This window comes from Limnofasciculus baicalensis BBK-W-15 (assembly GCF_024178385.1).
Lineage (GTDB): Bacteria > Cyanobacteriota > Cyanobacteriia > Cyanobacteriales > Coleofasciculaceae > Limnofasciculus > Limnofasciculus baicalensis.
Window position 1 is genome coordinate 1 of the sequence record NZ_JAMZMM010000545.1, and the last position, 2,963, is coordinate 2,963.

Below are 2,963 nucleotides of genomic sequence, written 5' to 3' on the forward strand. Positions count from 1 at the left end.
GTTTTTAAGGGTGAATTGGGGGTTAGAGGTGTTTTTAAGCCCTCGGAGGGCGAAGCATTTGGATTGTTTATCTTGGGTTTTTCCGATAAGTTATCCCCCAAATGCTTCGCCCCTACCTCTGATTTGGAAATTGGCAAAGATGCCCTAACATTTTCCCCCATATTTTCCCCCATATTTTCCCCCCTTGATAAGGGGGGGTAGGGGGGTATCTCATTTTTCAAGGGGGGTATTTCACCATAAGCATAACTACTCCAATTCAGATAAGCCCGAGCCAAATCTTGCTCATCCTGCCAATTTTGTCCTTCAATTAACCCTTGCAAACCCGCCCCATAAGCCCCCGGTTTCGAGCCAAAAATTCGGTAGCGCGATCGCACAATTGCCTCTTCTTCACTCAACCCCGCTTCCTGCCAAAACTCTGTCTCTGTTTGCACTTGCGCCGCTAACGGATTTTGCTCTAATGGTTCATTTAAACTTGACACAGCCACTACTGCGTTGTAAAATAAATCTATTAAATTGGGGAAGGCATCGCGAAAAAAGCCTGATATCCGCAGCGTCACATCCACACGAGGACGACCTAACGCAGACAGCGTAAGAATTTCAAAATCTACAACCCTTCGAGATAACCCATCCCAAACCGGACGGACTCCCAATAACGCGAGTGCTTCCGCGAGATCGTCTCCACCTGTCCGCATTGTAGACGTACCCCATACGGACATGCCTAGTGTTTTTGGATACTCACCATTTTCCTGAGTATAACGTTCGATTAAAGCTTCAGCCGCTTTCCGTCCGACATCCCAAGCCGTCTCGGTAGGAATAGCACGGATATCAACAGAGTAAAAATTACGACCAGTAGGTAGTACTTCCGGTCGTCCCCTAGTAGGTGCGCCCGCTGCCCCACTGGGGACATATCGCCCATCTAATCCGCGCAATAATTGGGTAATTTCCTGATTAGTTTGTTGTAGTGCAGGTAAAAGGCGATCGCGTATCCAATCTAATTCTAGTTGTTGGTTGTTGGTTGTTGGTAGTTGGTTGTTTGTTGTTGGTTGTTTGTTATTTTCCATTCCCCATTCCCCATTCCTCATTCCCCACTCTTGTTGGTTACTAGTTGCGATTAGCTCTTCGACTAACTTAGCGGCTTCATCCTCTAATTCCTCAATCGCACTTCTAATATTTTGACTTTTGACATCTGCGCAGGCAAGAGGTGATAGATTAGAAGTAAGAGAATTATTTGGACTATCAGGAATTAGCGGATCGAAATCCCAGCCCCAATCCTTAGCAATAGCCCGAGTCAAACCCAAACGATTCTTACCCGGATGACGAGCAATTGCCACAATCAAATCCCGTAACTGTCTCCCTTCTGGACATTTCCCGAAAATATGCAAACCATCCCTAATTTGCGCCTCCTTCAACTCACACAAATAACCATCAATGCGATTAACAATATCCTTTCCCTCATCCGTTAGATCCACTACCCCATCCGTTACATCCACTACCCCATCCGCTACATCCGTTACCCCATCCGTTACATCCGTTACCCCATCCGTTGCCAAATTTTCTTCTACAATCAATCGAGTAATGCGATCGCGCAGCAATGGTAACCTAGAAGGATCTAAACTTTGCGCCTCATAATACTCATCAACCAAACCTTCCAGTTGCTGCAAAGCACCATATAATTCAGCACGAGTCATTGGCGGCGTAAGATGATCGATAATTACCCCTTGGGAACGTCTTTTCGCCTGAGAACCTTCACCAGGATCGTTTACAATAAAAGGATAAAAATGAGGCATTGCCCCCAAAGCCACTTCCGGATAACAATTCTCTGATAGCGCCACACTCTTACCAGGTAACCACTCCAAATTACCATGTTTACCCACATGGACTATAGCCTGTGCCGCAAATTTTTGTCGCAGCCAATAGTAAAATGCTAGATAAGCGGTCGTTGGCTCTAAATCTGGAGCATGATAATTTAAAGATGGATCGAGATCGTACCCTCTCGATGGTTGAATACCAATAAATATATTACCCAGTTGAATACCGGGAATTGGTTGTTGGTTGTTGGTTGTTGGTTGTTGGTTGTTGGTTGTTAGTTTTTCCTTACCCATTGCCCATTCCCCATTCCCCACTCCCCACTCCCCATTACTCCAGCGATCGCAAATTCCTTTTTGCACCGCTAATGGTAAACTATTAAAATATTCGCTATATTCATCCCCATCTAAATATTGTCTAACTAAACGACCCTCCCATCCTTCTGGATCGTTAGTAATTCCCGATGTCAGTAATGTAATTAATTCATCCCCAGTTTTGGGGATATTTTCTACCAGATAGCCAGATGCCTGCAAAGCATTGAGAATTTCCACACAACTGGCGGGTGTATCTAAGCCTACCCCATTAGCAATCCGTCCATCGCGGTTGGGATAATTAGCTAAAATTAGAGCAATTCGTCTTGACTGTACTGGAGTTTGGCGCAATTTTATCCAGTTTAGAGCTAAGTCTGCCACAAACTCAATGCGATCGCGTACTGGTTCATAGACTACCACATCAGTTTCCAACAAAGGATGCCAGGTTTTCACCGACTTAAAAGAAACCGCACGAGTAATAATCCTGCCATCAACCTCTGGTAACGCCACATTCATCGCCGTATCCCTCGGCGTTAATCCCTGAAACTGTCCATTCCACTGTTCAATAGTACCACCACTGAGGATAACCTGAAAAACTGGAACATCCAGTTGTTTCCACAAAGATAACTCCGGTGTTTCACTATCTAATTTCGCCACAGAGAAACTCGTTGTCGCCAATAATAACTCAATCCCCGCCCCCTCTTGAGGATGAAAATAGTCTATGAGCGTAGCTTGTACTTCCGCATCTTGTAAAGACGAGACAAATATAGGTACAGGAGTTAACTTTCTTTCAGTTAAAGCTTGACAAAGAGCATCAATTGGTGCTGTATTTCCCGCCAAATAATG

Annotated in this window: 1 protein-coding gene; it reads right to left on the reverse strand. The window is 44.9% G+C overall.

Annotated elements, in window-relative coordinates:
- The coding region (gene cobN, locus NJ959_RS27905; RefSeq protein WP_254015025.1) for a cobaltochelatase subunit CobN at positions 1–2,963 on the reverse strand (2,963 nt) is incomplete at both ends.